Source organism: Bradyrhizobium oligotrophicum S58 (assembly GCF_000344805.1).
In the GTDB taxonomy this organism is placed as follows: Bacteria; Pseudomonadota; Alphaproteobacteria; order Rhizobiales; family Xanthobacteraceae; genus Bradyrhizobium; species Bradyrhizobium oligotrophicum.
The window spans coordinates 5,872,643-5,898,272 of the sequence record NC_020453.1; the positions used below are offsets into that span (position 1 = coordinate 5,872,643).

Annotated in this window: 24 protein-coding genes; 12 read left to right on the forward strand and 12 right to left on the reverse strand. The window is 66.3% G+C overall.

All coding sequences use genetic code 11. The annotated features are described in order from the left end of the window. Nucleotides 1–29 precede the first annotated feature (29 nt). The 4 genes from S58_RS25385 to bioB all read right to left on the reverse strand — a co-directional run bounded on the left by S58_RS25385 (nucleotide 30) and on the right by bioB (nucleotide 4,336). Nucleotides 30–1,295 (reverse strand): adenosylmethionine--8-amino-7-oxononanoate transaminase, encoded by a 1,266-nt coding sequence (locus tag S58_RS25385; RefSeq protein ID WP_015668248.1) that lies wholly within the window; start codon nucleotides 1,293–1,295, stop codon nucleotides 30–32. Further along, complete coding sequence (gene bioD / locus S58_RS25390; RefSeq protein ID WP_015668249.1) at nucleotides 1,292–1,924, reverse strand: dethiobiotin synthase; 633 nt, start codon at nucleotides 1,922–1,924, stop codon at nucleotides 1,292–1,294. Before bioD ends, S58_RS25385 begins: the two co-directional genes overlap by 4 nt. Beyond that, nucleotides 1,906–3,030 (reverse strand): 8-amino-7-oxononanoate synthase, encoded by a 1,125-nt coding sequence (locus S58_RS25395; protein ID WP_244440636.1) that lies wholly within the window; start codon nucleotides 3,028–3,030, stop codon nucleotides 1,906–1,908. Before S58_RS25395 ends, bioD begins: the two co-directional genes overlap by 19 nt. Before the next feature lie 268 nt (nucleotides 3,031–3,298). Then, complete coding sequence (bioB, locus tag S58_RS25400; protein ID WP_042340210.1) at nucleotides 3,299–4,336, reverse strand: biotin synthase BioB; 1,038 nt, start codon at nucleotides 4,334–4,336, stop codon at nucleotides 3,299–3,301. 121 nt (nucleotides 4,337–4,457) lie between these two features. Here bioB and S58_RS25405 point away from each other — a divergent pair, with 121 nt between their 5' ends. Beyond that, entirely contained in the window at nucleotides 4,458–5,090 is a 633-nt protein-coding gene (locus tag S58_RS25405; protein ID WP_144058388.1) for a GntR family transcriptional regulator, read from the forward strand. A 17-nt stretch (nucleotides 5,091–5,107) separates the two neighbouring features. Here S58_RS25405 and S58_RS25410 read toward each other — a convergent pair whose 3' ends face one another. After that, nucleotides 5,108–6,166 carry an isocitrate/isopropylmalate dehydrogenase family protein gene (locus S58_RS25410; RefSeq protein ID WP_015668253.1) on the reverse strand — a complete coding sequence of 353 codons (1,059 nt, stop codon included), beginning with the start codon at nucleotides 6,164–6,166 and terminating at the stop codon, nucleotides 5,108–5,110. 180 nt (nucleotides 6,167–6,346) lie between these two features. On the opposite strand from S58_RS25410, the gene S58_RS25415 reads away from it, so the two are divergent. From S58_RS25415 to soxA, 8 genes are all read left to right on the forward strand, one after another. Beyond that, entirely contained in the window at nucleotides 6,347–7,738 is a 1,392-nt protein-coding gene (locus tag S58_RS25415) for an MFS transporter (protein WP_015668254.1), read from the forward strand. Nucleotides 7,739–7,879: 141 nt separating this feature from the next. After that, nucleotides 7,880–8,329 carry a (2Fe-2S)-binding protein gene (locus tag S58_RS25420; RefSeq protein WP_015668255.1) on the forward strand — a complete coding sequence of 150 codons (450 nt, stop codon included), beginning with the start codon at nucleotides 7,880–7,882 and terminating at the stop codon, nucleotides 8,327–8,329. Between the two features lie 10 nt (nucleotides 8,330–8,339). After that, nucleotides 8,340–10,523, forward strand: a complete 2,184-nt coding sequence (locus tag S58_RS25425) for a xanthine dehydrogenase family protein molybdopterin-binding subunit (RefSeq protein ID WP_015668256.1) — start codon at nucleotides 8,340–8,342, stop codon at nucleotides 10,521–10,523. A 55-nt stretch (nucleotides 10,524–10,578) separates the two neighbouring features. Beyond that, nucleotides 10,579–11,856, forward strand: a complete 1,278-nt coding sequence (locus S58_RS25430; RefSeq protein ID WP_042340926.1) for an NAD(P)/FAD-dependent oxidoreductase — start codon at nucleotides 10,579–10,581, stop codon at nucleotides 11,854–11,856. Further along, nucleotides 11,840–12,286: a sulfur oxidation c-type cytochrome SoxX gene (gene soxX, locus S58_RS25435; protein WP_042340212.1), complete on the forward strand. Its 447-nt coding sequence runs from the start codon at nucleotides 11,840–11,842 to the stop codon at nucleotides 12,284–12,286. Before S58_RS25430 ends, soxX begins: the two co-directional genes overlap by 17 nt. A gap of 6 nt (nucleotides 12,287–12,292) precedes the next feature. Further along, a complete protein-coding gene (locus tag S58_RS25440; protein ID WP_083938672.1) occupies nucleotides 12,293–12,781 on the forward strand; it encodes a SoxY-related AACIE arm protein in 489 nt (162 codons plus the stop codon). Continuing rightward, the gene (soxZ, locus tag S58_RS25445) at nucleotides 12,781–13,101 is read left to right on the forward strand and encodes a thiosulfate oxidation carrier complex protein SoxZ (RefSeq protein ID WP_015668260.1); all 321 of its coding nucleotides are present in this window, start codon (nucleotides 12,781–12,783) and stop codon (nucleotides 13,099–13,101) included. The genes S58_RS25440 and soxZ overlap by 1 nt, the downstream gene beginning before the upstream one ends. Beyond that, nucleotides 13,101–13,880, forward strand: a complete 780-nt coding sequence (gene soxA / locus S58_RS25450) for a sulfur oxidation c-type cytochrome SoxA (RefSeq protein WP_042340927.1) — start codon at nucleotides 13,101–13,103, stop codon at nucleotides 13,878–13,880. Before soxZ ends, soxA begins: the two co-directional genes overlap by 1 nt. Nucleotides 13,881–14,165: 285 nt before the next feature. On the opposite strand, the gene S58_RS25455 is transcribed toward soxA, so the two are convergent. Continuing rightward, the gene (locus S58_RS25455; protein ID WP_015668262.1) at nucleotides 14,166–15,125 is read right to left on the reverse strand and encodes a LysR family transcriptional regulator; all 960 of its coding nucleotides are present in this window, start codon (nucleotides 15,123–15,125) and stop codon (nucleotides 14,166–14,168) included. 114 nt (nucleotides 15,126–15,239) lie between these two features. On the opposite strand from S58_RS25455, the gene S58_RS25460 reads away from it, so the two are divergent. The 3 genes from S58_RS25460 to S58_RS25470 all read left to right on the forward strand — a co-directional run bounded on the left by S58_RS25460 (nucleotide 15,240) and on the right by S58_RS25470 (nucleotide 16,804). Further along, the gene (locus S58_RS25460) at nucleotides 15,240–15,677 is read left to right on the forward strand and encodes a DoxX family protein (protein ID WP_015668263.1); all 438 of its coding nucleotides are present in this window, start codon (nucleotides 15,240–15,242) and stop codon (nucleotides 15,675–15,677) included. 64 nt (nucleotides 15,678–15,741) lie between these two features. Next, nucleotides 15,742–16,206, forward strand: coding sequence for a DsrE family protein (locus S58_RS25465; protein ID WP_015668264.1), 465 nt, complete (start codon nucleotides 15,742–15,744; stop codon nucleotides 16,204–16,206). Further along, the gene (locus S58_RS25470) at nucleotides 16,199–16,804 is read left to right on the forward strand and encodes a TlpA disulfide reductase family protein (RefSeq protein WP_015668265.1); all 606 of its coding nucleotides are present in this window, start codon (nucleotides 16,199–16,201) and stop codon (nucleotides 16,802–16,804) included. Before S58_RS25465 ends, S58_RS25470 begins: the two co-directional genes overlap by 8 nt. A 66-nt stretch (nucleotides 16,805–16,870) precedes the next feature. Here S58_RS25470 and S58_RS25475 read toward each other — a convergent pair whose 3' ends face one another. From S58_RS25475 to S58_RS25500, 6 genes are all read right to left on the reverse strand, one after another. Continuing rightward, nucleotides 16,871–18,514: a hypothetical protein gene (locus S58_RS25475; protein WP_015668266.1), complete on the reverse strand. Its 1,644-nt coding sequence runs from the start codon at nucleotides 18,512–18,514 to the stop codon at nucleotides 16,871–16,873. A 66-nt stretch (nucleotides 18,515–18,580) separates the two neighbouring features. Next, nucleotides 18,581–19,288 (reverse strand): cysteine hydrolase family protein, encoded by a 708-nt coding sequence (locus tag S58_RS25480; protein ID WP_015668267.1) that lies wholly within the window; start codon nucleotides 19,286–19,288, stop codon nucleotides 18,581–18,583. A gap of 1,183 nt (nucleotides 19,289–20,471) precedes the next feature. Then, the gene (locus S58_RS25485; RefSeq protein WP_015668268.1) at nucleotides 20,472–21,518 is read right to left on the reverse strand and encodes a S1C family serine protease; all 1,047 of its coding nucleotides are present in this window, start codon (nucleotides 21,516–21,518) and stop codon (nucleotides 20,472–20,474) included. Nucleotides 21,519–21,585: 67 nt separating this feature from the next. Continuing rightward, nucleotides 21,586–22,839, reverse strand: a complete 1,254-nt coding sequence (locus tag S58_RS25490; protein ID WP_015668269.1) for a cytochrome c — start codon at nucleotides 22,837–22,839, stop codon at nucleotides 21,586–21,588. An 8-nt stretch (nucleotides 22,840–22,847) separates the two neighbouring features. Then, nucleotides 22,848–24,614 (reverse strand): GMC family oxidoreductase, encoded by a 1,767-nt coding sequence (locus S58_RS25495; protein ID WP_015668270.1) that lies wholly within the window; start codon nucleotides 24,612–24,614, stop codon nucleotides 22,848–22,850. A gap of 1 nt (nucleotide 24,615) precedes the next feature. Next, nucleotides 24,616–25,407 carry a gluconate 2-dehydrogenase subunit 3 family protein gene (locus tag S58_RS25500; protein WP_015668271.1) on the reverse strand — a complete coding sequence of 264 codons (792 nt, stop codon included), beginning with the start codon at nucleotides 25,405–25,407 and terminating at the stop codon, nucleotides 24,616–24,618. Nucleotides 25,408–25,630: the final 223 nt, after the last annotated feature.

A 25,630-nucleotide genomic window follows, 5' to 3' on the forward strand; every position in this document is an offset into this window, starting at 1 on the left:
GAGCGCAAATCTCCGGCGGCAGAGCGCGCTCAGAGCACGTGATCGACGGCCTCGTCGATGGTGGCGTAGACCGCTTCGAGGTCGCCAGCGGTGACGCAGTAGGGCGGCATGACGTAGATGGTGTGCCCGAGCGGACGCAACAGCACATCGCTGTCGCGGAAGAAGGCTTGCAGCTTCGGACCGACGTCCGCGAGGTATCCGGGCTCGTCGGCGTGGAGGTCGAGCGCCGTGATGGTGCCGCAGCGGCGCAGATCGGAGAATCGCTCGTCGTAGCGCAAACGGGCGAGGCAGCGCTCCTGCAAGGCGGCGACCGAGGCGATCCGCGCGCGCATTTCCGGCATTCGCCACAGTTCGAGATTGGCCCGCGCCGCCGCGCAGGCGATCGGATTGGCGGTGTAGGAGCTGGAATGAAAGAACGTGCGCGCCCGGTCGGTCGACACATGCGCCGCGAAGATGGCGGCACCGCAGAGCGTGACCGCCAGCGGCAGCGCGCCACCGGTCAGCCCCTTCGCATAGCAGGCGATATCGGGCGCGATGTCCGCCTGCTCGCAGGCGAAGGGCGTTCCGGTGCGCCCCCAGCCCGTCATCACCTCATCGGCTATGAAGAGCACGCCGAAGGCCTGGCAGATCCGGTGCATCTCGCGCAACACCGCGGCCGGATACATCAGCATGCCGCCGGCCCCGAGCACCAGCGGCTCGACGATGAAGGCTGCCGGCTGGTCTTTCTCGCAAGTCGCCGCCAGCGCATCCAGCGTCGCCTGCTCGCGGCCGGCAGCCGGAAACGGGACGACCGCGACATCGAACAGCAGCGGCTCATAGGAGGCATTGAACACGCCGCGCGCGCCGACCGACATCGCCCCGATCGTATCACCGTGATAGGAATGCTCCATTACCACGATCCGCGTGCGCGGCTCGCCGATATTCCTGAAATAGCCGAGCGCCATCTTCAACGCGACCTCGACGCTGGTCGCGCCGCTGTCGGAGAAGAACACGTGATCCAGGCCTGGCGGAGTGAGCGCCAGCAGTCCAGCGGCCACCTGCTCGGCCGGCTCATGGGTATGGCCGGCGAAGATGACCTGGTCCAAGCGCTCGGCCTGCTCCTGGATGGCGCGCACGATGTGCGGATGGCAATGGCCGTGGGTGACCACCCACCAGGATGCGATGGCGTCGATGATCCGCCGTCCGTCCGCGGCATGAAGATAGGCGCCCTCGCCGCGGATGATGGGCGTCATCGCCGGCTGCAGCGCATGCTGGGTGAAGGGGTGCCAGACCGGCGAGGTCGATCGGTGTCTCATCGCGCGAAATCCGTCCGCCGGAATTGAGCAGCGAAGGCGTGCTGAAGTGATGGGGCATCGAGCGGCGAGAGCCACGGCAGCCGGCCGAGACGGCCCACTGCGCCAAGACGGCAGATCGTGTCCTCGTTGTCCGCGTTGGCTTCACCGATGAAAGCGATGCCGATGATGTCGATGCCGCGGCTGCGCAGCGCCGCAAGCGATAGCAGCGAGTGGTTGATGGTGCCGAGGCTGGTGCGCGCGCACAGCACGACCGGGCACTGCCAGCGCGCGAAGACGTCGAGAAACAGCGTATCGGAATCGAGCGGCACCATGACGCCGCCGGCGCCCTCGATGACGACCGGCCGGCCGCCGGCCTCCGGAGGATGCAGGCCGACCGGATCGATGCTGATGCCTGCGAGGCGTGCCGCGCGATGCGGCGAGGCCGGCTCCGCCAGCCGATAGGCTTCGGGAATCACGCGATCGTCGGAGAGCTCGGCGAGCCGCTGGACGCGGCAGGCATCCGTCTCCTCCGTGAGCCCTGCCTGCACCGGCTTCCAATAGCAGGCGCCGAGCAGCGCGGTCAGGCCGGCGGCGAACACGGTCTTGCCGATGCCGGTATCGGTGCCGGTGACTACGATGCACTGCGCCATGACCGCTTCGCTCCGATTTCATCGACGAGCGCATCGAGCAGCGCCGTGATCGCCGCCTCATCGACATTCAACGTGAGCGACAGCCGCAGACGCGCCGTGCCGGCCGGCACCGTCGGCGGGCGAACACCGCGGACGTCGAAGCCACGCAGTTGCAGCGCCAGTGCCAGCTCCATCGCAGCCGCATTGTCGCCGACGATATAGGGCACGATCTGCGACGACGACCACGTCTCGCCGAAGCGCGCGACAATCTCGCGATGGGTGAAGGCCACGAACTGCGCCAGCTTCTGCTGCCGTTCGGGCTCATCCTTCAGGATCGCGAGCGCCTCCAGCACCGCCACCGCCATCAGCGGCGACGGCGCTGTGGCGAAGATGAAGGGGCGGCAGCGGTTGATCAGCGTGTCCAGCAGCACGCGGCTGGCGGTGACCAGCGCGCCGGCTGCCCCCAGCGCCTTGCCGCAGGTATGGACGATCACGACGCTCTCGCGTCTCTCGTAGCGCGCGGCAAGGCCGCGGCCGTGCTCGCCTTGCACGCCGGTCGCATGCGCCTCGTCGATCAGCACGAAGCCGTCATGGCGCTCGGCGAGCGCGACGAGATCGTCGAGCGGCGCAAGATCACCATCCATGCTGTAGAGGCTTTCCACCACGATCCAGGGCCGGCCGACGCCGCCATCCCTGCGCCACGCCAGGATGGCGTCATGAGCGGATTGCGGATCGTTGTGATTGAACTGGCACATCTCGGCGCGACCGGCACGGGCGCCCTCATGGGTGCTGGCATGAACCAGTTTGTCGAGCACGACGAGATCGTCGCGCTGCGGCAACGTCGTCAGCACGGCGTAATTCGCGACATAGCCGGAGCCGAAGAACAGCGCGCCCTCGGCGCCGAAGAAGCGCGCCGCCTCGGCTTCGAGCCGCTCGTGCTCCTCGCAATTGCCGCGCAGTAGGCGCGAGCCGCCCGCCCCCACCGGCGTCCCCGCCTCCATCGCCGTCGCCACTGCGCGCTTGATGCGCGGCGCCTGCGCCAGACCAAGATAGTCGTTGGAGGAAAAATCGAGACCGGATCGCGGGACCAGCCGCCGCAGCCGGCCATCGGTCGCGAGGCTTTGCATCGCCTGCGTATAGGTTTCCAACCTGCCAGAAGACCTGTCACAAGAAGACATGGGCACACATCCGCTCTGTTTGGTTCAGCCGACACCGCCCGAAGCGATGACTGTGAGTATCCAGGTTCGAGCCGCCGCTCTTCACGCCGTCATGGCCGGGCTTGTCCCGCCCGCGCGACCGAAACCGCTTCGGCGCGGCGGCGACCCGGCCATCCACGTCGAGCCTCCGAGAATCAAAGGCGTGAAAGTCCGGGCATGACAAACAACTACTAGCGGGTCAGACCAGAGACGATTCCGCCATCTCGCTTGCTGCGCCCGAACGCCCTGACAGGGACGACGTCATGCCGAGCCGCGCGAGCAGATCGGCGTCGCGATCGGCTTGCGGATTGGCCGTGGTCAGCAGCACGTCACCGATGAAGATCGAGTTGGCGCCGGCGAGCAGGCACAGGCTCTGGAGCTCGTCGCTCATATATTGACGCCCCGCGGACAGCCGCACCACGCTACGGGGCATCAGGATGCGCGCCACCGCGATCAACCGCACCAGCGCGATCGGATCGGGCCGATCAGCCGTGTCGTTGACCGGCACCCCCTTGACCTCGTTCCACATGTTGATCGGCACGCTGTCGGGATGGGCATCGAGATTGGCCAGCAGCACCAGCATGCCGAGCCGGTCGTCGACCGCTTCGCCCATGCCGATGATGCCGCCGCAGCACACCTTGATGCCGGCCTCGCGCACATGCGCAAGGGTGTCGATGCGATCCTGCAACGTCCGCGTCGTGATGATCTGGTCGTAGAACTCGGGCGAGGTGTCGACATTGTGGTTGTAGAAGTCGAGCCCGGCCTGCTTGAGCCGCTGCGCCTGCGGCGGCGTCAGCATGCCCAGCGTGACGCAGGTTTCCAGTCCCAGATCCTTCACCGCGCTCACCATGTCGCAGACCTGATCGAGATCGCGATCCCTGGGACTGCGCCAGGCGGCGGCCATGCAGAACCGCTCGGCCCCCGCTGCCTTCGCGCGCCGCGCGGTGGCGATGACCGCGTCCTGGTCCATCAGCTTGGTCGCCTTGAGGCCGGTGTCGTAATGCGCGCTCTGCGAGCAGTAGCCGCAATCCTCCGGACAGCCGCCGGTCTTGATGCTGAGCAGGCTCGCCGTCTCCAGCCGCGTCGGATCGAAATGCCGGCGGTGCACCGACTGGGCGAGGAACATCAGGTCGGGAAACGGCAGGTTATAGAGCGCCTCGGCCTCGTCCCTGGTCCAATCATGGCGGACGGCGCCGCCCCCCATTCGACCCGGCAACCCGCTGCTCACATCGGCCATGCACATACGCTCCACAAATCATAGATTATCATATTAATTATCTATGATAATCCTGTATTGAAGCACCGTAGATGACGAGAGCTTTTGCCGCACGGATTTTTTCGATAGATAATCTATGGACATGCCTGAGGAAAACTTCACCACAGCCCATCGCATCGCCGAGGCGATCAGCAACCGCATCGTCAGCGGCGCGCTGCCGCCGGACGCTCCGCTGCGACAGGACCACATCGCGCGCGAGTTCGGCTCGAGCCACGTGCCGGTGCGCGAGGCCTTCCGGCAGCTCGAGGCGCTCTATCTCGTGGTCGCAGCGCCGCGGCGCGGCGTGCGAGTGGCGCCGCTCGATGCGAAGTCGACCACGGAGATCGTCGAGATGCGCGTCGCGCTCGAAGTGATCGCGCTGCGCAACGCCGCGCCGCGCTACACGCCGACACATCTCGCCGCGATCGAGCTCGCGCTGATCGAGGCTGACAATGCCGAGACCATCCAGGAGTTCGAGACCGCGAACCGCGCCTTTCACCGCGCGCTGGTCACGCCTTGCGCAATGCCGCGGCTGCTGGCGAGCCTCGACGGCTTGCGACTGGCCAATTCGCGGCTTGTGCTGGCGATGGCGCGCAACGCCGGCTGGCGCCCGCGCACCAACCAGGATCACCGGCTGATCCTGCAGGCCCTGCGCGCTCGCCAGATCGGCCACGCCTGCGAGCTGCTGACCCGCCACAACCAGACCATCGAGCGCCTGGCCCGGCCGGGCGTATAGTCCTCAGGCTTGTGTGCTCAGGTTTGCAGTCGCGCGGCGATGGCAGCCGCGGCCTCGGCGGTCCCGAGCGCGCCGCCGACATCGCGCGTCGCTTGGCCCTGCCCGATGGCCGCGGCGACGGCGGTCTCGATCGCAACTGCTGCCGAGACGAAGCGCGGCTGCCCGCTGCGCACGCCATGCCAGTCCAACAGCAGCGCCGCCGACAGGATCAGCGACACCGGATTGGCGATGCCCTGTCCGGCGATATCGGGCGCCGAGCCGTGCGCGGCCTGGGCCATCGCGTAGCGGGTGCCCATGTTGAGCGCGCCGCCGAGCCCGAGGCTGCCCGACAGCTCGGCCGTGAGGTCGGAGAGGATGTCGCCGAACATGTTGGTGGCGACCAGCACATCGAACCGGCCGGGGTCGCGCACCACATGCGCCATCACGGCATCGACCAGCACCTCGTCGACCGCAAGCTCGGGATAGCGCGCTGCCGTCGCCTTGCAGATGTCGAGGAACATGCCGTCGCCCATCCGCAGCACATTGGCCTTGTGCACGATGGTCAGGCGCTTGCGTCGCTTCATCGCGAGCCCGCATGCGACCTCGGCGATGCGCTCGCAGCACTGCCGCGTGATCCGCCGCAGCGAGATCACCACGTCCTGCGTCACGCGCAGCTCGCCATTGCCCTCCTCCATGTTGCGGTCGGCATAGAAGCCCTCGGTGTTCTCGCGCACGACCACGAGATCGAATTCGCCGACGCGGTTGATGCGTCCGGGATAGGTGCGCGCGGGTCTGATATTGGCGAACAGATCGAGGGTCTTGCGAAAATAGCGCGACGGATTGATCTCGCCGCGCGCCTCGTCCTTGAAGTCGAAGGTCGCGGTCGGTCCGAGGATCAGGCCGTCGGCGGCCTTGGCGAGATCAAGCAGCTCCGGCCGCACGGTGGTGCCGAACTGCGCCAGGCTCGCATGTCCCACCGCATGCTCCTCAAGCACCAGCCCAAGCTGGAATCGCTCGGACACGGTACTCAGCACCTCCGATGTCGCCGCCGTGATTTCCGGTCCGATGCCGTCTCCCGGCAGAACGACGATATGCATGGCAGCCCCCTCGCTTCGCGACGACCGGCGCGGTTTGAGCATGCCGGCCGGCGCGGTGTCACGCGATTGTTGGCGTCGTCGCGGGCATCAGCGCATGCGGCCATGCGCGGGGATGGCTGGGGCGCCCGCCCGGTCCAGTGTACACGCTCACCTCGACGCTCCCGCCAATCGAAGGTCTCCATGTCCATTCGCCAACATGCGCCCAGGCTTGCCACAGCGGGCGACGGACTGCCGCCAGGCCAGCGCCCGTGGGCGATCGCCGCGATCTTCACTGCGCTGTCGATGGCCTCGCTCGACGTCGCCATCGCCAACATCGCGCTGCCGTCGATCTCGGCCGATCTTCACGTCTCGCCGGCCGAGGTGGTCTGGGTCGTCAACATCTACCAGATCGCATTGGTGGCAACCTTGCTGCCGCTGGGCGCGCTCGGCGAGATCGTCGGCCATCAGCGCATCTATCTCGGCGGCCTCCTGCTGTTCACGCTGGCCTCGGTCGGCTGCGCGCTGGCGTGGTCGTTGCCGACATTGGTGATCGCCCGCGCGCTGCAGGGCCTCGGTGCCAGCGGCATCATGAGCGTCAACACCGCGCTGGTGCGCTACGTCTATCCGGGAAAAATGCTCGGCCGCGGCCTCGGCCACAATGCGCTGGTGGTCGGCATCTCCTTCACCTTCGGGCCGACCATCGCGTCCGCCATTCTCTCGCTCGGCTCATGGCCGTGGCTGTTCGCGATCAATCTGCCGTTCGGCGTGATCGCCATCCTGATCGGCCTGAAGATGCTGCCGCGCACGCCGCGCGCCGATCACGGCTTCGACTTCCTCGGCGCCGGGCTCGCCGCGCTCTGCCTCGGGCTCTTCATCACCGGCATCGGCAGCGCCGCGCATGGCGCCACGCCGGTCACGGTCGTGGCTGAGCTGGTCGGCGCCCTCGTGCTCGGCATCATTCTCACCCGCCGCCAGGCCGATCATCCGGCGCCGATGCTGCCGATCGACCTGTTCCGCCGCGGCGTGTTCGCGCTCTCGGCCGCGACCGCCGTGTGCTCGTTCTCCGTCCAGGGCCTCGGCTTCGTCTCGCTGCCGTTCTACTTCGAGGACATATTGCAGCGCTCGCAGGTCGAGACCGGCTTCTTCATGACGCCCTGGCCGCTGGCAGTGACCATCATGGCGCCGATCGCCGGCCGGCTGTCCGATCGCTTTCCCGCCGGCCTGCTCGGTGGCATCGGCCTCGTGATGCTCGGCACCGGCATGGCGCTGCTGGCCATGTTGCCGGACAATCCAAGCATCCCGAACATCGTCTGGCGCATGCTGATCTGCGGCATCGGGTTCGGCTTCTTCCAGGCGCCGAACATGAAGGCCATCATGTCGAGCGCGCCGCCGCATCGCAGCGGCGGCGCCAGCGGCATCGTCGCCACCGCACGGCTGACAGGCCAGACGACAGGCGCTGCGCTGGCCGCCCTGTGCTTCAGCGTCGCTGGTCGCGACGGGGCGACCTTGGCGCTGGCGCTCGGCGCGGGCTTCGCCGCGCTCGGCAGCGTGATGAGCTTCCTGCGGCTTGCGGTTGCGCCGCCGCGCGGCTGATGAGCCGGGGCAACAAACAACCCCGAGGCATGACAAATCTTCCCACACCATAAACGCATATTCTTGATTTGAAGGATTCCAGGGTTCGCGCCACAGTGCCGGCCTCAGTTCAACTGGCGAGTTGAACGAAAGGGACCTGCGATGGCAAACCTGACGATTAACGGCAAAGTCATTGATCTCGACGTCGAGCCCGACACGCCGCTGCTGTGGGCGATCCGCGAGAACGCCGGACTGACCGGCACCAAATATGGTTGCGGCATTGCACAATGCGGCGCCTGCACCGTGCATCTCGATGGCGCGGCCGTGCGCTCCTGCGGCGTCACCGTCTCCGAGGCCGTGGGCAAGCAGATCACCACGATCGAAGGGCTCGCCAGCGACGGCGGCCTGCACAAGGTGCAGCAGGCCTGGCTGGAGAACGACGTTCCGCAATGCGGCTATTGCCAGAGCGGCATGATCATGGCCGTGGCCGCGCTGTTGAAGGACAATCCGAAGCCGAGCGATCAGGACATCAACGACGCCATCACCAACATCTGCCGTTGCGGAACCTTCGCGCAGGTGCGCGAGGCGATCCACGCCGCCGCGAACGCCTGAGGAGCTCGGCATGAACCAGCATGTGACGCCGCGCCTCAACCGCCGTTCCTTCGTCATCGGCTCCGCCGCGCTCGGCGGCGGTCTCGCGCTCGGCCTCGACATCCCCTTTGGCGGACCACAAATCGTGCGCGCCGCGGACGGCTCCCCCGAAGTCAACGCATGGGTCGTGATCCGCCCCGATGACACCGTCGTGATCCGCGTCGCCCGCTCGGAGATGGGCCAGGGCACGCTGACCGGCCTCGCCCAGCTCGTCGCCGAGGAGCTCGCCTGCGACTGGAGCAAGGTCACCACCGAATATCCGACGCCCGGCCAGAACGTCGCGCGCAAGCGGGTGTGGGGCGATTTCTCCACCGGTGGCAGCCGCGGCATCCGCTCGTCGCAGGACTACGTCCGCAAGGGCGGCGCCGCCGCGCGCATGATGCTGATCCAGGCCGCCGCCGATCAATGGAAGGTCCCGGCTGCCGAATGCTCCGCAGCCAACAGCGTCATCACGCACAAGGCCTCGGGCAAGACCACCACCTACGGCAAGGTCGCCGAAGCCGCGGCGAAGCTGACGCCGCCGGCCGATGTGAAGCTGAAGGATCCGAAGGACTGGACCCTGATCGGCAAGGGCGTGAAACGGCTCGACACCGCCGACAAGGTCACCGGCGCGATGATCTACGGCGCCGATATCAAGCTGCCGAACATGCTCAACGCCGCGATCAAGGATTGCCCGGTCACCGGCGGCAAGCTGAAGAGCTATGACGCGACCAAGATCGCCGGCATGAAGGGCGTCAAGAAAGTGGTGCCGGTCGGCGCCACGGCGGTGGCCGTCATCGCCGACACCTGGTGGCACGCCAAGACGGCGCTCGACGCGCTCCCCATTGTCTGGGACGAAGGCGAGAACGCCAAGGTCTCCTCGGCCTCGATCGGCAAATGGCTGGCGGAAGGACTGGAGTCCGGGCCGGCTTTCGTCGGCAACGAGAACGGCGACGTGAAGGCTGCGCTCGGCAACGCCGTGAAGAAGGTCGAGGCGGTCTACAACTATCCGTACCAGAACCACGCCACCATGGAGCCGATGAACGCGACCGCGCTCTACACGTCGGACCGCTGCGAGGTCTGGTGCGGCACGCAGAACGGCGAGGCGGCCTTCGCCGCCGTGCTCGAAGCCTCAGGCCTCCCGGCGGACAAATGCGAGGTCCACAAGCTGATCCTCGGCGGCGGCTTTGGCCGGCGCGGCCAGACCGACTATGTCCGCCAGGCCGTGCTGATCGCCAAGGAGATGCCGGGCACGCCGGTCAAGCTGATCTGGTCGCGCGAGGAGGACATGACGCATGGCCGCTATCACCCGATCACCCAGTGCAAGATGACCGGCGGCTTCGACGCCGACAACAATCTGACCGCGCTGCACATGCGCATCTCCGGCCAGTCGATCCTGTTCAGCCTGCGGCCGGACGCGCTGGTCAACGGCAAGGATCCCGCGACCTTCCAGGGGCTCGCTCCGTCAGGCGAAGCGACGATCGGTTATTCGGTGCCGAACCTGCTGATCGAGCATGCGATGCGCAACCCGCACATCAATCCGGGCTTCTGGCGCGGCGTGAACGTGAACCAGAACGCAATCTACCTCGAATGCTTCATGGATGAGCTCGCCGACGCGGCCGGCCAGGACCCGCTGGAATTCCGCCGCAAGCTGATGGCCGATCACCCGAAGCATCTCGCCGTGCTGAACGCCGTGGCCGAGAAGATCGGCTGGGGCACGCCGGCGCCGGAAGGCGTGCATCGCGGCCTGGCGCAGCTGCATGGTTATGGCAGCTATGTCGCCGGCGCTGCCGAAATCTCGGTGATCGACGGCAGCAAGATCAAGGTCCACCGCATCGTCGCCTCGACCGATCCGGGCTACGTCGTCAATCCGGCGCAGGTCGAGCGGCAGATCGCGGGCTCCTTCGTCTACGGCCTGTCGGCGCTGTTCTACGGCGGCTGCACCGTCAAGGACGGTCGCATCGTTGAGACCAATTTCGACAGCTACAACTCGATGCGCATCGCCGAGATGCCGAAGGTGGAATCGATCATGATCCCGAGCGGCGGGTTCTGGGGCGGCGTCGGCGAGCCGACCATCGGCGTCGCGGCACCTGCGGTGCTGAATGCGTATTTCGCCGCCACCGGCAAACGCATCCGCTCGGTGCCGCTGCGCGACCAGAACATCACCTTCGCATGATCAGCGTGGCGGCAGCCGTTCGGAACAATGGCTGCCGCCATGCACTTCTGAAATGATGAGAGTGCCCCCACAACGCACGCGCAGAGAGGTCAGCGGCCTGATCGCGGCGAGCGCCGCCCTGCTCGCCGCGCCTGCTGTGTTGCGTGCGCAGACGGCGGCGCGTGTCATCGTGATCGGCGGTGGCTTCGGCGGCGCCAGTTGCGCCCGCGCGCTGCGCCAGGCCGATAGCAAGCTCGACGTTACCCTGGTCGAGGCTAATACGACGTTCACATCATGCCCCCTCAGCAACGAGGTCATCGCCGGCCTGCGCGACATCGGCGCCCAGCAGTTCGGCTACGACAAGATCGCTGCCGAGGGCGTGCGCGTCGTCTTGCAGGCGGCCACCGCGATCGATGCGCAAGCGCACAAGGTCACGCTCGCCGATGGCAGCACGCTGCCCTATGACCGTCTCGTGCTGGCGCCCGGCATCGACATCGATTTCACCGCGTTGCAGGGCTACGACGAGGCAGCATCGACAGTGATGCCGCATGCCTACAAGGCCGGCGAGCAGACGCTGCTGCTACGCAAGCAGATCGAGGCGATGCCCGACGGCGGCACTGTCGCGATCGCAGTCCCCGCCAATCCATCACGCTGCCCGCCCGCTCCTTACGAGCGCGCCAGCCTGATCGCGCATTATCTCAAAACTCACAAGCCGAAATCGAAGGTGCTGGTCCTCGACGCCAAGGACAATTTCTCGCAGCAACGGCTGTTCGAGCAGGCATGGAAGCAGCTCTACGACGGCATGATCGAGCACATCCCGCTGTCGCAGGGCGGCCGCGTGACTGGTGTCGAGGTGGCGACGCGCACCGTCATCACCGAGTTCGGCAACTACACGCCCGATGTCGCCAATATCATCCCGCCGCAGAAGGCCGGCCGCATCGCCGCGCTGGCAGGCGCCGCCGACCGCACCGGCTGGTGTCCGATCGACGCCGCCACCTTCGCCTCGAAGCTGGTCCCGGACATCCATGTGATCGGCGATGCCTGTCTCGGCGGCGGCATTCCGAAGTCGGCGGGCGCCGCGCAGGCGCAGGGCAAGGCCTGTGCGGCCGTGATCGCGCGCGACCTGGGCGGCCGGTCGTCCGAGCCGCCGCCGCTGACCGGCGTCTGCTATAGCATCGTCGCGCCGGACTACGCGTTTTCACTGGCCGGCGTGTATCAGCCGAAGGGCGACCTCTTCGCCGAGGCCGAGGGCGGACGCAGCAGCGCCGTCGACGCTTCGCGCGAGACACGGGCGACCGAGGTCGAGGCTGCGACGACATGGTTCAAGGCGCTGACCCATGATGCCTTCGGCTAGCAGGATCATGGGTGTGATCATGGCCACCGTGCCCACACTCGCGGTGGCGCAGACGCTTGCGCCGTATGCAATCACAGGCGACGGCATCACCGACTCGCTGACCAGCCAGCCTGGCGACGCCGCACGCGGCCGTGCGCTCGTCGCCGAGCGCAGCTCGACCTGCCTGCTCTGCCACTCCGGCCCGTTTCCCGAGGTGCGCTTCCAGGGTGATCTCGCGCCAAATCTGGCCGGCGTCGGCAGCCGCGCGACATCAGCGCAATTGCGGCTACGGCTGGTCGATGCCAGCCGGCTCAATCCCCAGACGATCATGCCGTCCTACTACCACGTCGACGGGCTGACGCGTGTCGGACGGGCTTGGCGCGACAAGCCGATCCTGTCAGCGGAACAGATCGAAGACATCGTCGCCTATCTCGCAAGCTTGCGCGAGTGAGACCATATGAGCAGCATGTTCGACCCGATCCACCTCTCGCGCCGCCACCTGCTGCAACTCGCTGGCACCCTGACGGCGGCCGGCACGCTGCCGCTCATCACGGTTCGTCCCGTGCAGGCCACCCCGGCGATGCTGACGTCCGCGATCCGCAATCTCGTCGGCGAAGCCAACGTTCGAGTCGGCAAGGTGAGACTGGACATTCCACCGCTGGTCGAGAACGGCAACACCGTGCCGATGACCGTCAGCGTCGATCACCCGATGACCGCGGAGAGCTATGTCAAAAGCATCCACGTCTTCAACGAGAAGAACCCGCAGCCCAACGTCGCCAACTTTCATCTGACGCCGCGGGCCGGCCGTGCCCAGGTCGCGACCCGCATCCGGCTCGCCGACAGCCAGAAGGTGGTCGCGATCGCAAAGCTGTCCGACGGCTCGTTCTGGTCCGTCAGCGTCGACGTGATCGTGACGCTCGCCGCCTGCACCGAGGAGACGCCGTGATGGCCGCAGCCCTGGTCAACGTCCCCGCCAAAGCCAAGCGCGGCGCCGTCATCGAGATCAAGACGCTGATGAGCCATGTCATGGAGCCCGGCTATCGCCACACCGCGGCCGGCGAAATGGTGCCGCGCGACATCGTCACCAGCTTCGTTTGCAGGTTCAACGGCACCGAGATCTTCCGCGCCGACCTGTTCCCGGCCATCGCCGCCAATCCGTTCCTGTCGTTCTTCACCACTGCGGGCGAGAGCGGCCGGTTCGAATTCGAATGGATCGGCGACAATGGCTTCGTCGCCAACGCCTCCGCCGCGATCACGGTCGAATGATGCGGCGGCACGCGCTGCTCGCAATCGCGACGGCAGCGAGCCTCGCTCTGCCGGCGGTGGCCGGCGAGATCACGGCGTCCGCGCGACGCTCCGGATACGACTTCATGTCATCGGACACCAAGGCGATGCAGGACGATGACACGGCCAATCCCGCGATGCTGTCGGTGCTCGACGGCGACACTCTGTGGACCACCAAGGCCGGCGCGGCGAACAAGGCCTGCAGCGACTGTCACGGCGATGCCGCCGTGAGCATGAAGGACGTGGCCGCGCGCTATCCGGCATTCGATGTCATCAGCGGCGCGCCCGTCGATCTCGGCCAGCGCGTCAATCTCTGCCGCAAGCAGCATCAGCAGACCGATCCATTCGCGCCCGACAGCCGGGAGATGCTCGCGCTCACGGCGCTCATCGCAAAGCAGTCGCGCGGCACGCCGATCACCGCCGGCGACGATCTACGGCTCGCCTCAGCCGTCGCGCACGGACGCGATCTGTTCATGCAACGGCAGGGACAATTGAATCTCGCCTGCACCAACTGCCACGACGACAATTGGGACAAGCACCTCGCCGGCTCCGCGATCACGCAGGGACAGCCGACCGGCTACCCGATCTACCGGCTGGAATGGCAGGCAATGGGTTCGCTGCAGCGGCGCATCCGCGGCTGCATGACCGGCGTGCGCGCCCAGGCCCTCGACTTCGACGCGCCCGACATGATCGCACTCGAGCTCTACCTGATGTCACGCGCGCACGGCATGCCCATGGACGCACCGGCGGTGCGGCCGTGAATGAGCGCTTACCAAAAACGTGGTTCCGTTGAGCTCAAGTAGTGCGGCTTGCTCAGTGCACCTCGCCCCGCTTGCGGGGAGAGGTCGGATTGCATCGAAAGATGCAATCCGGGTGAGGGGGTACAGGTCCAACGACTCGCAGCACCCGTGCGTTTGCCCCCCCGTGAAGAACGGGGAGAGGGAGCGCACCGGCGGTACGGCAACATATCGAGTCCAAGCTGCAGAGATTTTCAGTCAGTACCTTGAATGAGCAGATGTCAGAATAGATCGGACGTAGCTAGACCGTCACGCCCCCGCCTTCCGTCCCTTCCGCGCCCGCGCCGCAGTCCCGTCGATCGCCGGTGGCGGGCCGTCCGAGGCCTGCTTCATCAGCGGATCGGCGGCGACGAAGTCGATGAAGGTGCGGACCTTGGCCGAGAGATATTTGCGGCTGGGATAGACCGCCATCAGCGGAGCCCTGATCGTCATCGCCCCCGGCAATACCGGCTCCAGCCGCCCCGCGGCGAGGTCGTCGGCGATCAGCCAGCGCGGCAGCACGGCCATGCCCATGCCGGCGACGGCGGCATGGTGCAGCAGGGTCTCGTTGCCGCTGATCAGCACGTCGTTGAAGGCGAGCGTCACGTCGCCGTCCGGGCTCGGCCATGTGATCGTCCTTACGGGATACAGCGCGTATTTCAGCATTGCATGTCCGTTGAGATCGGCCAGCGTCGCTGGCCGTCCCGCGGCCGCCAGATAGCTCGGCGCGGCGACGAGCTGCATCAGGATCGGTGACAGCGGACGCGCGATCAATCCCTCCCCTGGCGTGGCGGAGACGCGAAGCGCGAGATCGAAGCCCTCGTCGACGAGGTTCACGAGCCGGCCGCTGAGATCGATGTCGAGCACGACATCCGGATGGCGAGTACGATACGCGGCTAGCACGGCCGCGAACAGCGGGTTCGCGAACCACACGGGCGCACTGAGCTTCAAGGTCCCACGCGCAATCACGGTCGCCTTGCTGACGACGGCCTCGACCTCGTCGAGCGAGTCGAGCATCTGCCGCACCTGCTCGAAATACACGGCGCCGGCCTCGGTCAGCCCGACCCGCCGGCTGGTGCGGTTGAGCAGCCGGGTCGACAGCCGCTGCTCCAGCTGCATGACGTGCTTGGAAGCCATGGCCGGCGACAGGCCAAGGCGATCCGCCGCCGCGGCAAAACTCTTGAGCTCCGCGACCTGGCAGAACACCCGAATACTGACCAGCGTGTCCATTCGTCATCAACCCATAGGAAATGATGCTTCAACGCCAGACATAATGATCAAACAAGAAGAAATCATCACTGTCCGCTCACAAGCCCCCGTTCCTCCCGTTCCGGAGACCCCACCTTGTCCAGCACCACATCGACCTCCGACCTCGCGCCGCTGCGGCCCTCGCGGGCGCTCCGCATCGGCCTGTGGACCGCCCAGACCATGATCTTCCTGCTGTTCGGCTTCGCGGGCCTCACGAAGCTGTTCACGCCGATCAAGGAGCTGGCGCAGATGATGCCGTGGACCGGCGAATATTCGGTCGCCTTCGTCCGCACCATCGGCCTGATCGATCTCGCAGGCGGCCTCGGCATCCTGCTGCCGTCGCTCACGCGCATCATGCCGCGCCTGACCGTGCTCGCCGCGCTCGGCTGCGTGACGCTGCAGGTCTTCGCCATCATGTTCCACGTCTCGCGCGGCGAGGCCGTGGTGACACCGCTCAATCTGGTCCTGCTGGCACTGTCGCTGTTCGTGCTGTGGGGGCGCAACACCAAGGCGCCGATCCTGCCGCGCAGCTGACCGGACAATCGCCGGCCTTGGAATAGCCACGGCCGGCGGCTTCCCTTGCGACAAGGACGCAGTGATGAGCGAACCCGTTCAAGATCTGTCGCGGCGCGGCTTCCTGGCTGGCGCGACGGCCCTCGGCGCACCAGCCCCCGCCGTGCCGGCCGTCGTCCAGCGGCGCGCCGGCATCGTCATTCTGATCGACAGCAATGAGCCGCATGTGATGGGTCACGCCATCAGCTATTCGGGCAATCTGACGCGACACTTTGCCGGTCTCGGACAGACCCCGCCAATCGAGGTCGTCGCCAACGGCCAGGGCATCGAGGTGTTTCGCGCCGACAAATCGCCGCTGAAGGAGCCGCTCGCCGCACTGCGCCAGATGTATCCGAATGTCGGCTTCAGCATGTGCGCGTCGTCGAAATCGATCGCGGAGAGCAAGGAAAATCTCATGATACAGCTGATCGACGGTGCCAGCCTGGTGCCGTTCGGGGTCGGCCGCGTCGTCGAGTTGCAGCGTAAAGGCTGGGCCTACATTCATGGCTGACGAAGATGGTCTCCGGACGCGGCGTCGCCTGCTGGGGCAGGGCCTCGCGCTTGGCACTGGCCTGCTGCTGTCGGGCCGGGCCCGCGCGCAACAGCCGGATCCTCCGCGGCTCGACTCCGGCCGCAGCCAGTTCATCCTGGTGCGCCCACGAACAGCCGTGGCGCCGCTGCGGCTGCAGGACATGAGCGGCAAGGACGCCACGCTCGCGCCGAAACCGGGTCACGTGACCCTGGTCAATTTCTGGGCCACCTGGTGCCCTGCCTGCAAGACCGATCTGCCGACCTTGGCCGCGCTCGAACGCACGCCGCTCCAGCGCCTCGACGTCTGGACCATCTGCGCGGACCGCCGCGACATCAGGACCATCCGCCGCTACGCCCAGCAGGTCACGATGCCCCGCGCCTCCTTTGCCGATCCGCATGCGCAGGCGACGAATCCGACCAATCCCGATGCGTCCGCTTTCGCGCTGCCCGCGATGCCGATCACCTATCTGATCGGGACCGGCGGCCTGATCGAGGGCTACATCACCGGCGCGCCCGAGTGGCTATCGCCGCCCGGCCAGGCCCTGCTCCGCTATTATCTCGACCTGCCCGCCGCGTGACCGCTGCGAGAACGCAGAACCGGCGGCCATGCCGCCGGCTCGCCTCTTCTTCATTCCTGTCCGCAGCTATTCCGCCGGCGCTGCATGCATCTCCGCGTGCGGGACATAGCTTTCGGACATGCCGAGCCGTCCCAGTGCAAACAGGCCGCCCGCGACCACGACGTAGGCCAGGGCCACTGCGGGCGTCACGCCGAACCCGACCGCTTCGCCGTGCATGAAGCCGAAGAACGTCATGACGGCACCGGCGAGCGCAAAGGCTGCCGCCTTGGTGAAGTCGCGCTCGATGACGAACACGCCGATCGCGCCGAGCACGAGGCCGGCGAGGATCGAGCCGCCCCCCATGACTTCGAGCCCGTGATAGAGCACGCCCTGCTGCGGCAGCGCGGCGATCGCGGCGGTCTTGACCGCATCCGCCTTGTCGGCCGCCATGCCGCCGACCGCTTGTGCCGCCGTCATCGTCGAGGCCAGCATGGTGTCGATCTGCAGCTTGGCCCAGGCGGCGAGATGCGGCGTGAACGCGAGCACGATCGCCGGCGCATGCTTGACCGGCGTGGTCTGGAACGCCTGCGCGCCGATCAGCATGCCGATGTAGAGCAGGATCGGCGAGATCGCGACCACCGGCACCAGCGCCAGCAGCACAGAGATGATGCCGAGCCAGGACAGCACGATCACCATCACACCGGTCGCCGCCGAGTAGCCGATGCGGCCGCCCATCGCCTTCCAGCCGGGATGGCCGATATAGACGGCGTTGATGAAGGGGTTGCCCATCATGCAACCGATCAGGCTGACGATGCCGTCGGCGGTCAGCACGCGCGTGGTCGGATATTCGTCGCCCGCGGCTTCCGCGCTCTCGACATTGTCCATCGCCTCGACGAGGTCGTAGATGCCGAATGGAATCGCCGTCACCAGGATGATGCCGAGATATTCGAAGCCGGAGAACACGGTGCCCACGGCCGGCAGCGGCACCGAGAAGCCGAAGCTCGCAAAGGCATCACCGACGCCCTTGACGCTGAGACCGCCGAGACCGAGGCCGAACAGGTTCGAGCCCCAGGCGATGATCATGCCCACCGCGATCGCCACGAGACCTGCCGGCAGCCCCTTCGGATATTTCACGCCGCCGAACCAGCTGACCAGGATGATCGCGAAGCAGACGAGGCCGATCTGCGGCGTCATGTACATTTCGAGTGCCGGTCGCATCGAGATGAAGGTGACGGAGACGCCGGCGAGCGTGCCGAGCAGCGCCGCGCGCGGCGTGATCTTGCGGATGAACGGCGCGATGAAGCCGCCGATCATCAGGATGAAGCTCTGGAAGAACACCCAGACCAGGCCGGCCGACCAGCCCTTCAGGGGATCGCCAGTCTTGAGCGTGATCGGCAGCATGATCACGAAGGTGACGATGAACATGTGCGGCACGCTGACGCCGGAGGGCAGCGCGCAGACGTCTGTGCGTCCGGTCTTCTGTGCCAGGCGGTAGGCGAGGAAGGCGTAGTAGAACGTCGACAGGCACATCATCAGGCCGAGCGCCGGCAGGATACGGCCGAACACCAGGCTGTCCGGCATCTTCAGCACGAAGCGCAACAGCCCGGTAAGGACGAGCATGTTGACGAGAATGTTGGTGCCGAAACCGAAGAATGCGTTCCAGTCGCCTGGTGTCCAGAGCACCGGCTTGAAATCCGCTTTGACCGAGCCTGCCGTCCCGCTTCCGCTCATCGCCTTGCTCCCCTTGTGATTAAGCGCTCAACGTCTCCGAACTCACGATCAAGAACTCACTCACGACTACGAACTCATGGCTTCGAGAACCGCGGCGGACGGCGCGACCCAGCCGAAAATGCCGCCTTGGGCCTTGATCATCCTCAGGCCCATCTCGTGGAATTCCGGGAAGTAGGATGCACAGCCGTCCGAGATCACGACGCAGCGATAGCCGCGGTCGTTGGCCTCGCGCACCGTCGTGTTGACGCAGACCTCGGTGGTGACGCCGCACACCAGCAGGTTGGCGATGCCGTGCTGCTTCAGGATGTTGCCGAGTTCGGTGGCGTAGAACGCTCCCTTGCCGGGCTTGTCGATCACGACCTCGCCCTCGGCGGGATACAGCGCCGGAATGATGTCGTGGCCGGGTTCGCCGCGAATGAGAATGCGCCCCATCGGGCCGGGATCGCCGATGCGCAAGGACGGCGCGCCGCGCTCGACCTTGGCGGGCGGCGCATCCGAGAGATCCGGCTTGTGGCCTTCGCGGGTGTGCACGACGAGCATGCCCATATCGCGGGCGGCCGCCAGCACGTTGGCGATCGGCGCGACCGCACGCGCGAGCTGCGACACGTCGTTGCCGAGCGTCTCGCCGAAGCCGCCCGGCTCCATGAAGTCGCGCTGCATGTCGATGATGACGAGCGCGGTCGCGGCGAGATCGAGCGTGATCGGCTCCGGCTCGGCTGTGATCGTCGCGGTTGCCGATGCAGATACAGATGGGTTCGCAGATGGGTTCGCCATATCAGCCGCTGCCTCCCGCGAGAATGCGTCGCAACAGACGAAGCAAGCGCTATGCCATTGTGTACAATCGGGCGCGGCGCGATGGAGGTGACGAAGTCATAACTAATTCAACGGCTTGAAAGGATGCCTGAAACTGCTCGGTTGCTGGGCAGTGGCCAGGGAGGCCGTCTCAGCTCATTTCTTGAGCGGCCATTGCATGCAACGATCAACATGCTGCACGCCCATGAACCAACGAGAGAGGCCGTGACGTCCCGTCCATATCGCCGGAACGTTGAACCACGCTTTGCGCCCAGCAGGCGCCACGACAACGGTGTCATTCCGGGGCGCTCGCAGGACGAGTCCGGAATCCATCTGATCACGCGACCCGTTGTGGGATGGATTCAGGGCTCATGCTGCGCACGCCCCGGAATGACCGAGGAGAGATTTCCGGAGATCAACACGCCGGACGATGAGGCCAGCCTGCCCACGATTTTACTTCTGAAAAAAATAAATATCTTGCGCTTTTACGGAAATCATGATTGTCTATGCGCATCCCGCCTCACTGCGGAGGGGCGTTGCGCGCGATCGTCACGACACGCGAGGCGGGATGCGATGGCCGCGAGAGATCGCAGCATTCTCTTCGACGAGGGTGCGGACGAACGATCGCTGCGGACGTGAAGTCGCAGCGTCCTGATACCCCGACGCTGGTATCAACCTGGCGCAATGCTAACGCATTGCGTGGGGGATGGTGGCCAACAAGCCCGGCGCGCCAGGGAGACTGCGTATAAGCGTGAAGACCATCGCGCAGGGAATGCCGGTTACGGCTGCACCTGTGGTACCTGCCGCCTGCATTTTTTTCGCAGGCGGGCCATGGGTGAGGCCTTCACCCGGCATTCCCTGCGCCCTCTGCATAATTTGCGAGGGACGAACTGATCGCACCTCGGGCGCAACGCGCCGCGAGAACGCGCTGACATGTCCTTTGCTGTTTGAGCCGTGAATCCGCCCCACCCGAACTCGTCGTCCCGGACAAGCCATGACGCGCGTCAGCGCGGCATGGCGCCGATCCGGGACCCATACGCCGCAGCAGTCATAAAGGGCAAAATGCCAATGACCCGCCTGCCCCAAACCGCTCCCTGGGGGTGGGTCCCCGCGTTCGCGGAGACGACAACCGAGGTCATGGCGACAGCTCAGCGTCCCAGGGAGATCACGACGCCTGCCTTGCCGCCGGCTTGCGCTCCACGGGATCAATGTCGATGCCGCGCAACCGTCCCAGCCGCAGCACGTCCATCGCCAGCGTGCGGCCGATGCGGTCGCGATCCAGCACGCGGATCAGATCGTCGACGCCGTTGATGTCGACGCCGTCCAGCCTGATGACGACGTCGCCCGGCAGCAGACCGGCGCGTCCTGCCGGTCCGTCCGGCTCGATCTGCATCAACAGCGCGCCCATCTTGTTGTCGACGCCGGCCAGCACCGCATGACGCCGCGGCACCGGCGCGGTCTGACCGGAGACGCCGATATAGGCGCGGCGGACATAGCCGTGGCGGATGATTTCCGACAGCACGAACTGCGCGGTGTTGCTGGCGACCGCAAAGCAGATGCCCTGCGCGCCCTGGATGATGGCCGTGTTGATGCCGATCACCTCGGCGGCCGACGACACCAGCGCGCCGCCGGAATTGCCGGGGTTGAGCGCGGCATCGGTCTGGATCACGTCCTCGATCATGCGGCCCGAGACCGAACGGATCGAGCGGCCCAGCGCCGAGACGACACCTGCGGTCACGGTCGATTCGAAGCCGAGCGGATTGCCGATCGCGACCACGAGCTGGCCGCGGCGCAGGCTCTTGGAATTGCCGAGCGCCGCATAGCGCAGGTCGCGCGCATGGTTGGCACGCAGCAGAGCGAGATCGGTGTCGGGATCGACGCCGAGCACCTGCGCATCGGTGACGACGCCCTCGACGTCGCGCAGCCGGATGCTCCTGGAGGTGCCGACCACATGGCTGTTGGTCAGCACGAGCCCGTCGGGCGAGATCACGATGCCCGAGCCGAGGCCGCCGCGCTCGCCGCGGGAGCCTGCGGTCGAGCCGGCTTTGGGCCCGGTCTCGACGCGCACGACGGCCGGCCCGACGCGCTCGGTGACGTCGATGACGGCATTGGAATAGGCATCGAGCAGCGCCCGGTCATCGGCCGGGGCAGCAGACGACGCTTGCGCCGGCGACAGCGCGTCGCCGGCGAGATCTGAGGTAAAGTCCAACATGGCGAAATTTCCTTCGCCTCGTCAGATGGGTAGCGGGCCGCTCCAGTGCAAGGCGGCCGCTCGGCCGCTAGTCGGCGGCTCCCGTCACCTTTGCGCGAATGGCCTTCACCGCGTCCGCCGTCACCGGAGCGGCTGCATTGCCCCAGCTGTTGCGGACGTAGGTCACGACCGCAGCGATCTGCTCGTCGCTGAGCCGGAAGCCGAAGGACGGCATCGTCGGGGCGGTCGGATGCGTCGCGGTTGCCGCGGCCTGTCCGCCAGTGATGACGACGTGGATCAGCGACGCCGGGTCGTCCTGGGTTGCGATCGTTGCACCCGCAAGCTTCGGGAATACGCGCGGGATGCCCTCGCCGCTGCGGACATGGCAGGCGGCGCAGGTGTCGACGAAGATCGCCTCGCCAACCTTCATGCGGCTGTCGCTGGCGGCAACGGGGGTCGGCGCCGGCGAGCCGGCCGCGCCCCGCTCCTTGAGGTACACCGCCATCGCCTTGAGGTCGGCGTCCGCCATCCTGGACGTCGAGTTCTCGACCACGTCCTTCATCGGACCGGAGGCGAGGACGCCGCGCGCCTGCCCCGTCTTCAGATATTGCACGACCTCATCGACCGACCATTTGCCGAGCCCGGCCTGGGAGTCATTGGTGATGTTCGGCGCAGTCCAATGATCGACCACGCCGCCTTCGAAATGGCGGTCGTTCTTGTTGGCACCCAGCGCGTTCAGCGGCGTGTGGCAGGCGCCGCAATGCCCGAGACCCTCGACCAGATAGGCGCCGCGATTGTATTCGTCCGATTTGGCGGGATCCGGCTTGAACTCGCCGGGAGTGAAGAACAGTGCGTTCCAGACCGCCATCGAGGCCCGGATATTGAACGGAAACGGCAGCGTGCTGCGATTGACGCTGTTCGACACCGGCTCGAGCGAGCGCAGATAGGCGAAGATCGCGTCGGCGTCCGCGCGCGTCACCCGCGTGTAGTAAGGGTACGGCAATGCCGGATACAGCCGCGTGCCGTTCGGACGCCGGCCCTCGTGCAGGGCGCGAGCGAAATCGTCCGCGCTCCAGCTGCCGATGCCGGTTGCATTGTCGGGCGTGATGTTCGGCGTCATGATGGCGCCGAACGGCGTCTGCAGCGCGAGGCCGCCGGCGAACGGCGTGCCGTTCGGCGCGGTGTGACAGGCGACGCAGTCGCCCGCCGTGGCCAGCGCCTTGCCGCGGCCGATCTCGACGTAATTGTCGGAGTCCGCCAGCGCCGCGCTGGGCGCAGTGAGCAGAATCGCTGCAAGCAGATGACGCAGCCGGAGGCGATGGCCGACCCGAGTCTTGTTCATGATCGCGCTCATTGCTGCACCAGCGCCCCAGGTGATTTCAGGTATTTTTTCTGAATGGCGTCGAGCGCCCAATAGGTCAGCGCCCCGACCGTGCCGGTCGGGTTGTAGCCGGCATTCTGCGGGAAGGTCGATGCGCCCATCACGAAGACGTTCGGCACGTCCCAGGATTGCAGATAGCGGTTCAGCACGCTGGTCTTGGGATCGGAGCCGGTCACGGTGCCGCCGGTGTTGTGCGTGCTCTGGTAGGGCACGACGTTCCACGGCGTATTGAGACGGTTGATCTGGGTCGTCTTGGCGCCCATCGCCTTGGCGATCGCCTCGCAGCGTTCGGCCATCCAGTTCGCCATCTTGATCTCGTTCGGCTGATAGTCGAACGTCATGCGCATCAAGGGACGACCGAGCTCATCCTTGTAGGTCGGGTCGAGGTCGAGATAATTGGCGCGATAGCTCATCACGCTGCCCTGTGCGCCGACATTGGTGACGCGCTGATAGGTCTCGCGCACCGCCTTCTTCCAGGCCGAGCCCCAGGTCGGCGTGCCTCGCGGCGTCGGGCGATACATGATCGGCCGGCCATTGGTGTAGGCATTGGTGATCGAGGCGCCGCCGACGAAGCCGTGCGGACCGTGATCGAAATTGTCGCTGTTGTAGTCGTCGAGCGCCGCGCCGAGCGAGCCGGCCGCCGCGAACGGATTGAAGTTGACGTTGTCGAAGAACGCAGTCGCACCCGAGCCGGTCTGGTAGGCGTAATTGCGGCCGACGACGCCCTCACCGGTGCCGGCGTCGTAAGGCTTGCCGATTCCCGACAGCAGCATCAGCCGGACGTTGAACAGGCCATAGGCGCACAGCAGGACGAGATCGGCCGGCTGCTCCCATTCCTCGCCATTGGCGTCGACATAGACGACGCCGGTCGCCATCTTGCCGTCGCCCGACAGCGTGACCTTGGTGACCTCGCATTCGGTGCGGGCCTCGAAATTGGGCTCGCGCACCAGCGCCGGCAGCACACAGGTCTGCGGCGACGACTTCGAGTAGTTCGAGCAGCCGAAGCGCTCGCAGAAGCCGCAATACGTGCACGGCGCCATGCTGCAGCCATAGGGATTGGTGTAGGCCGACGACAGGTTGGCCGACGGCCGCGGGAACGGGTGCAGGCCCATGCCGGCCGCAGCCTTCATGAACAGCTCCTGCGAATAGCCCTGCTTCATCGGCGGCGTCGGGTAGTCGCGCTCGCGCGAGCCCTCGAACGGATTGCCGCCGGCCTGCGTCTGCCCCTTGATGTTGCCGGCCTTGCCGGAGATGCCGAGGACATATTCGAACTTGTCGTAGAACGGCTCGAGCTCGTCATAGCTCATCGGCCAGTCCTGGATCTGATTGCCTTCCGGCATGATGCCTTCGCCGTAGCGCTCGATCATCTTGCTGCGCAGACGGAAATCATCGGGCAGGAAGCGCCAGGTCTGGCCATTCCAGTGCGAGCCGGCACCACCGACGCCGTTGCCCGGCAGGAAGCTGCCCCAGCGCCGGATCGGCAGCGCCGTCTGCGACGAATTGTTGCGCATGGTCAGCGTTTCCTGGCGCGTGCGCAGGAAGATGTCGTGCCGCACGGCGTAGCGCAGCTCGTCCGGCGCAGTGCCGATGTTGAAATCGGTGGCGGTGTCGCGCCACGGGCCGCGCTCGATCGCGACGACGTCGAGCCCGGAGCGGCACAGTTCGAGCGCCATGATCGAGCCGGTCCAGCCGAGCCCGACGATGGCGACATCCTTGCGTGGAAGACGGCGTACCATGTCAGCGCACTCCCCAGGCTGGCTGGCCTTGCAGGCTGACCGGAGGCAGCGTGTATGGCTTGTTAGGATTGTCGATCACGTCGCGGAAGTCGTAGCGCACGCCCGGGAAGCCGATCAGCTTCCAGCCGGCCATGTCCTTGTTGCCGCCGTAGATCGGATCGGCGAAGAAGCCCTCCATCGTGTTGGTATGGACGGCATTGAACAGCATGCGGCTGGAGAAGCCTTCGAACTTGATGTCGCCCTTCTCCATGCCGGCAAGCAGCTTGTCCTTGTCCTCGCCCGAGAGGTCGACGAAGCTGCGCCCACCGAAATTGGCCTTGCAGTAGGCTGCGAGCGCAGCCAGACCCTGGCGATATTGCTGGCGCGGCGTGAGCGGCGACTGCAACCCCTGCGTCGGCAGCGGATTGGTCGCAAACGGTCCCTTCATGTAGAGCCAGTCGTGTCCGCCATAGGGACCCGTGAGCTGGCGATCGATGAAGGTGGTGACGCCCGAATCCTTGGCGCCGGGTCCGAGTTCGTCGGCAGGAATCAAACGGTCGATGATGGCGTCGACCACGGCCGCTTCATCGGCAGTGAAGAACAGCCAGCCGCCCGGCACCACCGGGGTGACCGGATAGGCTTCGTTGGGCCGCCAGGGCAGCACCTTGGTCACGACCTTCGCGGTGGCACCCGTCGTGGTGATCAGAAGCGCCGCCGTCGCCAGCAGGCTGCGTCGCGACATGCCGGAATGTCGTGGCGTTTCGGTCGGCGGCGCGAACTTCGCGCGCATGGCCGAACGATCGTCGGTGTGCATCGTCTCTCTCCGCAGGGCGGATCGCGTGATCGATCCGCAGGCGCTCTTCTTAGACAGATTCGTTAACAATTCTGTCGCCGTTTGAATGCAGCAGGCTCATGGCGCCCTGCGTTGAGCGACGCTAGACCAACACCACGACCAGGAGCTGCTGCGGCAACGCACAAATTGATCATCCATTGTTCCGGATGTTAGGACTGCACTGTGCACGGGCAAGGAGTGGGGC